General features: G+C 55.3%; 4 protein-coding genes. All 4 read right to left on the bottom strand.

Features of this window, described 5'->3' with window-relative positions:
* Window positions 1-1,970: hypothetical protein (locus VEI96_08870; protein ID HXX58097.1), on the bottom strand; the 1,970-nt coding region annotated here is incomplete at its 3' end.
* 109 nt (window positions 1,971-2,079) lie between these two features.
* Window positions 2,080-3,201: a cysteine desulfurase family protein gene (locus tag VEI96_08865; protein HXX58096.1), complete on the bottom strand. Its 1,122-nt coding sequence runs from the start codon at window positions 3,199-3,201 to the stop codon at window positions 2,080-2,082.
* Window positions 3,202-3,216: 15 nt separating this feature from the next.
* Window positions 3,217-4,068, bottom strand: coding sequence for an RNase adapter RapZ (gene rapZ, locus VEI96_08860; protein HXX58095.1), 852 nt, complete (start codon window positions 4,066-4,068; stop codon window positions 3,217-3,219).
* An 18-nt stretch (window positions 4,069-4,086) separates the two neighbouring features.
* A partial coding sequence (locus tag VEI96_08855) for a sigma 54 modulation/S30EA ribosomal C-terminal domain-containing protein (protein ID HXX58094.1) occupies window positions 4,087-4,475 on the bottom strand: 389 nt, incomplete at its 5' end.

Raw genomic sequence — 4,475 nt, 5'->3', positions numbered from 1 at the left:
CCGAGTCCCGAGCCTATGAGAACCGAAGCAAGCACCGTCGCGACCGCGTAAGGAGGATATTCGAGAGGGAGGACCATCTTCTGGATTAAGGCGACCTCAACGAACAGGTATCCGACGCCCAGAAAAGCAAAGTAGGGCAGGAACTTCTTGTCTGTCGCAGCTGACTGAATCGTCTGCAGCCTCCTCAGAGAAGGAACGAAAATGAGAACGAGGCTCAGGACGATGACCTGCAGGAAGAGGGCAGGGAGGATGTACCCCTCTTCGATGAAGAACTGCCATTTTTCACCCATCGTCCGGTAAATCTCCCTGATGTTCGTCAGCTTGAGGAAGTAATGAAAGAAAGGTCTGTCGTCGCGGACGGGGGTGATGTCGAAGAGGTAATTCTCGATGAACCGTTCACGGGTGAAAGGACTCAGGATATTCTGAAAGGCGATGAAATATGTGTCCGAAGGCATTCGGATGTATCGGTTGGACTCATCTTTCCGAATGCCGGGATAGTGCACGAGGTCGAATCTCCGCTCCCCTGAGAATCTCCTCACCGAGTCTATCGCACCTGAAGTGAAGGGTGACTTCCTGACGAGGATGCAGAGGCTGTCCCAGCTCCGGACGGCCACAATCTCCTGTTCGATGCCTGTTTCCCCGAGTTCCCTTAGCGCGGTTACGGCGGTAATGAGGAGCCTCAGCTCGATTCTCGGCGGAGGGAGCAGATAAAGGTTTATGCTGAGTACCCCGTTAGGTTTCAGGTGATTAAGGTATCCCCTGAATGCCTCCACCGTGAAACGGTAATCCTCTGATATCCCGAAGGAACCGATCAACTGTGCGCCCATGAGGGAGATGTCGATGACATCGAATTCCTCTGCCCGCGCCTCGAGCCAAGACCTTCCGAGTCCGGTCCATGTTCTCTCATCATATATCCCTCCCGAAAACCTGCTGAAGTCCCGCCTCATGACATCGATGAGGAGGGGATTTGCCTCTACCTTGTCGGTTTCCCTCACGCCGTAATGATCAGCGACGAGAACCTGGAGACCGCCTCCGGGATCGAGGATCAGCGCATTGTCCCTGCCGCCGACTTCATAGGCGAGCGCAGAAGGGAGGTGTCCGAGAAAGGAAAGGGACTTTTCATCCAGAGAAGATGTCACCGCTGTGATGCCGCCCCCGTCCACCGATAGGCCTATCTGTTCGGGCAACGGCTCGAGATACCGGAGGCTGAGCCCGGGTGCGAACCGTACGGCGGGACTCCGAAAGAGATCTATCCGGGAGAAGGGATTGTAATATGTCTTCATGTGCCTCGCTCCCGGGTACCGCAGGGCAGCCCCGAGCCCTTTGTAAGGGGACATCCTTATGCCCGCGAATGTGGGGTGAAAGAGGAAGAGGGAGGCGTTGAAGAGGATGAAGAGCAGAGAGAGCGCTTTCAGCCTCTTACCGCCTGCAGCGAACGATGCCATGAGCGCGATTGTAGAGACGGCGAAGACCGCATGCTCCGGTGAGGTGACCGTCGTGAGCCCGAGGATACCGATGGATCCCGTGCCTGCGCCGACGAGGTCGGCGCCATAGAGAAGTCCGGAATACCTGCTCAGTAACGAGAAGGCGGTTGCGGTGATCGATCCGGTGAAGAAAAACGGCACGGAGAGTGTCACGTAGTAAAGACCGATATAGAGCAATTGTGCCTTTTCCCACGAAAGCCTGACGGGATCAAAAGGTATCATGTTCGAAAGGAGATATTCGAGAGAGATGCTGATGCCGAGAAAAAAAGTATAGATAGGGATACGGGCGGGGTCTTTCATCTTCGGATAGAGCGAGAGAACGGTACCGCTTGCGCCGAGGCCGAGCATCGCGATACTGATGATCATGAAGGCGAAGTGATACGATAGGGAGATCGAAAAGATTCGCGTGAGAACTATCTCATAGGCGAGACTCGAAAAGGAACAGAGGTATACGACAAAGAATATTCTCGGGACTCTCAGGGTCATGGTAGTAAGAAGATTATACCGGAAATGTCCTCCATAATCTGCCCGTGAGGGAGAGAATGTCGGTCAGCCTGAAAGGGGCTCCCCAGCGCGGGAGGCGCGAAACGGAAGCCTATCCCGAACGGATCGAGAGGACGACCTTCGCGATTATTTTCTCTGCCTCTCGCATCTCCTCTTCGGTATTGTCCTTACCGGTACTGAGCCTCAGAGACGCCATGGCGTCCTCATCGCTGATGCCCATCGCCTTTAGAACAGGAGAAGCCTCTCTCCGGCCCGAGTGGCAGGCGGAACCCGACGAAACGGCCACCGCGTCCTTTACCGCTTCGATGAGATCGATAGCGTCTATGCCGGGGATCGCTATGTTGAGGGTATTCGGTAACCGATCCGTTTCGTGCCCGTTGAGCCGCAATCCCTTAATCTTCTCCCTCAGACCCCCGAAGAGGCTATCCGTGATGTTTTGCGTCCGGGTAATTCTCTCCTTGAGATAGCGCTGCGACAGCTCACAGGCCTTTCCAAACCCGACGATCCCGGGGACATTCTCCGTGCCGGGTCGCAGTCCTCTCTCGTGTCCCGCGCCAAAAAGGATGGGATGTAATGTGACTTCTTTTCTTACAAGGAGCGAACCGATGCCCTTCGGCCCGTAGAATTTGTGGGATACGATCGTCATCATGCCGAGGTCGTTCGCCCTCACGGGGATCTTTCCGATGGTCTGCGCGGCGTCAGTATGGAATACTATTCCCTTCTCCCGGGCTATCGCGCCTATCTCTTCTATCGGCTGTAATACACCCGTTTCGTTATTCGCATGCATGATCGTTATGAGGAAGGTATCTCCCCGGATAGCCTTCTTCACCTCGTCGACCCTCACCTTGCCATCCCCCTCGACCCCGACATAGGTGACGGAAAAGCCGCTGCCCTCGAGGTGCCTGCAGGGATTTATCACGGAAGGGTGTTCGATTACCGATGTTATGATGTGGCCCTTGCCTTTTTCGTGCGCCAGGCCGATGATGGCGAGGTTGTTCGATTCCGTACCGCCCGAGGTGAAAATAATCTCTTCGGGGGAGACGCCTAGCAGCGCCGCAACCTGCGAGCGTGCCTTTTCGACCGAGGCCTTCGCCCTCATGCCGATCTCATGACCGCTCGAAGGATTCCCGTAGTTAGATCTGATTGCAGAGAGCATCTCAGCCGCTACCTCGGGATCGACAGGGGTCGAGGCGTTGTTGTCGAGGTATATCATGGGTTCTTGACCTGCCTAGAGATCCCGGTGAACTATGCTGACGTCTATCGGGTTGTCTTTTATCATCTCTGAAATCTTTTCGACTATCGCAGGGGAGCGATGTTTGCCTCCCGTGCAACCGAATCCGATGGTCAGGTACGCCTTTCCTTCCTCAACGTACCGGGGGATAAGGAAGTTCAGTAATCCCGCCACTTTCTCCATGAACTCCGCCACCGGCGGCTGTCTCAGGACGAAGTCCTGCACGGCCGGATCGGTCCCCTTCATATCCCTGAGTCCGGTCACGAAGTGCGGATTGGGAAGGAAGCGCACGTCGAAGAGGATGTCTACGGTCTGCGGTATGCCGAACTTATGTCCGAATGACAGAAGCGTCACCGCCATCGCGGCGCCCCGGGAAGGCATTCTGAAGAGCGACGATATGAGATACCGTAATTGATGGGGGGTATGCGCCGAGGTGTCGATGATGCGTGAAGCCTCTCTTTGCAGGGGGAGGAGCATCGATTTTTCGATATCGATCGCCTCTTCAATATCGATCTCAGCCGACACGAGCGGGTGAGGTCTCCTCGTCTCCTTGAATCTCCTGATCAGGGCATCCTTCTCGGCCTCGAGGAAGATGATCTCGAGGCGGTATTTATCGCGGAGGAGTCTGAGAACGGAATCGAGCTCGGGGAGGAACTTCTTTTCTCTCACATCTATGCCGACGCCCACTTTCCTCGTATGGTCATCGGCCGTTACGACCGCCGTAAAAGGCCCCATGAGGGTTACCGGCAGGTTGTCGACGCAGTAAAAGCCCTGATCTTCGAGTGCCCGCAACGCGACGGTCTTTCCGGAACCGGCGAGGCCCGTTATGATGACGATAAGGGGTTTCAATCCCGTCCCGCGGCCGTATTATTTCACCGGCTCAATGAGACCGTAATTGCCGTCGTTTCTGCGGTAGATGACGTTTATCTCACCGCTCGCATCGTTCGAAAAGATGAAGAAATCCTTATCGAGGAGTTCCATCTGCATCGCGGCTTCATCGGGGCTCATCGGCTTCATGGCAAAACGTTTTTTCTTGATGATCCTTCCGGTATCGGCCGCCGGCTGCGGTGCTTCCGGTGCTGCCGGGGTTCTTGCGTCACCCTTCCGGTGGGATACGAGTTTTTCCTTATATTTTTTGACCCGCTTATCCAATTTTTCGACGACCTCATCTATCGAGGAATAGATGTCCCCGGTGATGCTTTCCGCCTGGATCATCACCCCGTTCGCCTTGAGGAGGACCTCTGTCTTATGCCGGT

The organism is Thermodesulfovibrionales bacterium, assembly GCA_035622735.1.
Classification (GTDB): domain Bacteria; phylum Nitrospirota; class Thermodesulfovibrionia; order Thermodesulfovibrionales; family UBA9159; genus DASPUT01.
This window is presented reverse-complemented; position numbering and strand designations above follow the sequence as displayed.